3 protein-coding genes are annotated in these 3,247 nt (G+C 42.2%); all 3 read left to right on the forward strand.

What is annotated here, in order from left to right; all coding sequences use genetic code 11:
• Nucleotides 1–389, forward strand: a 389-nt coding sequence (locus tag PHS53_05240; GenBank protein MDD5357513.1) for a hypothetical protein, incomplete at its 5' end; no start/stop codon positions are given.
• Between the two features lie 16 nt (nucleotides 390–405).
• Entirely contained in the window at nucleotides 406–2,226 is a 1,821-nt protein-coding gene (amrB, locus tag PHS53_05245; GenBank protein ID MDD5357514.1) for an AmmeMemoRadiSam system protein B, read from the forward strand.
• Nucleotides 2,227–2,229: 3 nt separating this feature from the next.
• Nucleotides 2,230–3,247, forward strand: a 1,018-nt coding sequence (locus PHS53_05250; protein ID MDD5357515.1) for a hypothetical protein, incomplete at its 3' end; no start/stop codon positions are given.

Consider the following 3,247-nt stretch of genomic DNA (forward strand, 5'->3'; position numbering starts at 1 on the left):
CATCACTTTTGACCGGTTTTGTTTTGGTGCTTTCGCTCAAGGGCGGATATGGAACGAAGGATATTACGCGTTTTGATAAAATATGTCTCTTCCTTTCTCTGGGAGCAATTCTTCCTTGGCTTTTAGTGAGCAGTGTTTTGTGGTCGGTCATTCTTGCGACAATCATCGATCTCATCGCCTTTTTCCCTACGATGCGAAAAACCTGGCATGCACCCAAGAGTGAATCGCTCGGCTCAATGTGGGTTGATGCTGTTAAACATTCTCTTTCAATGTTTTCGATGGGAAGCTATTCATTCATCAATGTGATGTATCCCGCGTCAGTTCTTTTGACGAAATTTATAATAATAGGGGAGATAGTTTTCTTGCGGAAATTTAAAAAGGGGAAATAAAAAACTCCCGTTATAAATGGAAAAGTCATTGAAAAATATTCTCATCCCGTGCCTCATTTTGAGTGGCGCTGCATTGGGTTTTCTGTTACATCAAAAAGGACAAATGTTGCCTGTTGCTGTAGATCATGGATGCACGAGTGGTGTTCATCAATCATATTTAAGCGATAAGGATTTTTTTGATAATGCTTATGCTGGCGTTGTGAAAAAATACGATATGCCCGAGAAAAAAGATCTTTTGGGTGTTTTTGTAAATCATCATCTCCTCGCTCCGGCAATTATTGCGGACACGATGAACACTGTCGCGAGCGATGCTCCGATAGATATTCTTCTTGTTAGCCCAAATCACTTTTCAGCTGGTAATGGGCAGATTATTTCTTCTATTGATAACTGGGATACGCCATACGGAAACTTAAATCCCGATTGCGACACTATCCGTTCGCTTGAAAAATCCGGCACAGTATCTATCGAAGAAGCTCCATTTGAAAGGGAACATGGCGTATCGGGGATTGTACCTTTCATTAAAAAATCATTTCCGAACGCGAGAATTATTCCTATCATCGTAAAAGATACTGCATCAGACAAAGTAATTGATGAAGCCGTAGAGAATATCCGCAAAATCTTGCCGGAAGGGACAATGTTGGTCGGCTCTTTCGATTTCTCGCATTACTTGCCGGATACTGTCGCGCAATTTCACGACGAGAAAATGCTCGCTGTAATTAACAATTTTGATTTCGATGGACTCAAGATGTCAGACGCCGACTCTCTTCCAGGATTGCGTTTGTATTTAAAATATATGGAGGCCGAAGGCGGACATGCTTTCTGGGCACTCCATCACACAAATTCAGCGCAGGTGACCAAAAATCCTGCTTTGGAAGAAACGACAAGTTATATTGACGGATTTTTTGAGCGGCGTGAAAGTGCGCAAGACAAACACGTGACGGTCCTTGCATTCGGCGATCTTATGCTCGACAGGCAAGTGCGCAATCTCATTGCTATCAATGGAAGCGAATATCCTTTGGCAAATATAAAACGATTTCTTAAAGGAAGTGATATTGTTGTAGCAAACGCTGAAGGAACGTTCACCGATTTTTCTTCGGTGACGGCCGATTTGCGTAATAAGGAGCTTCATTTTACTTTTGATGAAGCGATTATTCCTGTACTTAAAAAACTCGGCTTCACCACTTTGAGCCAAGCAAACAATCACGCTTTGGATTTCGGAAAAGTTGGGCTTACGGAATCACAAAAGGCGATTGAAGATGCGGGACTCAAAACTTTCGGAGATCCGCTCAATAGCCAAAGCGACCCACTCACTGAAACTGTACGAGGCCAAAAAATTGCTTTTGTCGGGTATCACGAATTTGGCCCGCAAAATAATGAAGTAATTCTGGGTGCAATTGGAAAAGCAAAAGCACAAGGTGCGTTCACCATTGTCTACCCGCACTGGGGAGTCGAATATCAGAAAAATTCCACTTCTTTACAGGTGGAATTGGCCCATCGTTTCATTGATGCGGGAGCCGACCTTATCTTGGGCAGTCATCCGCACGTCGTTGAGCCGATAGAAGAGTATAAAGGAAAAGCGATTTTCTACTCGCTTGGGAACTTTGTTTTTGATCAGGATTTTAGCAAAGAGACGATGCGAGGCCTTTCTGTTGGAGTGTCTGTTGACGATAAAGCTATATCGTATTATTTATTTCCGCTCGATATCCGTCGTGGACAAGTTTCTTTGAGCCAAGTTTCTGACAGTGATACAATATTGAAGAAGCTTGCTGAAGATTCGTCTGCGGAGACTTCTGTAAAAAATGGAATAGAAAAAGGGATTTTTACCCTTTCGCGCTAATATATGCAAAATTCATTATTAAAAACAGTTTTAATCGGGGTTCTCGTTTTTCTTGTGGCTCTAGCTATTGGGTATTTTGCTGGCGGGTATGGAGCTTTTCATATTCAGAGAAGTGAGCCATCTTTAGAGCCGATGCCCGTAACTACTGCGACCACAACGGACACAACAAAAGTCGCCGGCTTTATTTCTTGGAATGAAAAAAAGGAAGTTTCTGTTCCCAATATTTTTTTGAGTCCGCCTCCGTCATCTTTTTCGGCGCCTTCTAATATTCATGCGTATCAAGTGGGCACAGTCACTGATGGTCCTTACAAAGGAGGGACGCTTCTTCTTGTTCAGTATTCTCAAGAGGGGGAGCTAGGGGGGAGTAACAGTTTTGAGCATTTCATTCAGCTCGGGAGTAAGCTTATTCTTTTGGGCAAACATTCACAGGCTCTTTATGATGGTGATGGGCTTGATCATGCCAAATTTACGGTTGACCCTGCATATGAGATCCCCGAGCTCATTGCGCCGAAGGAGATTCATTATGGTAAAGCAGTGCTTCGTTCGATGAGCAGCGATTTTGGCGACGAATTGTTTGATGGGACCAATCTTATTCCAATATTTTTCGATTCCGTTGTTGGGCAGGTTTTCACCGATAAAACAAATGGAAAAAATGGTTTTTACTACAAGGCTCCAGATGGGACAAAACGTGATTATGACCTCGTGATTGATTTTATGAACAAGGAAGGCGTGCCAGATATAGAGTGGACAGGGGGAGAGAAAAATACAACATCATATATATGGACTGATAGAGGCGGATGCGGAAGAACCAATTATATATCTATCGTTTCTGGAATTCTGCCATCTGATCTCTTGCTTGCTGGGGCAACGAATCATGGAGATAAAGTATATGTTCTCAAGGATATAAATTATCCGATACTTCACAATATATATGATCAATTTCGGGGAATTTTGTCCTACGATTCAAATGGAAATCCCGTCCAGATTTCATACAATGACTTTGTAAATAGCCGTCCAGCAT

This window comes from Candidatus Paceibacterota bacterium (genome assembly GCA_028714635.1).
Classification (GTDB): Bacteria; Patescibacteriota; Minisyncoccia; order Phycocordibacterales; family JAQTLZ01; genus JAQTLZ01.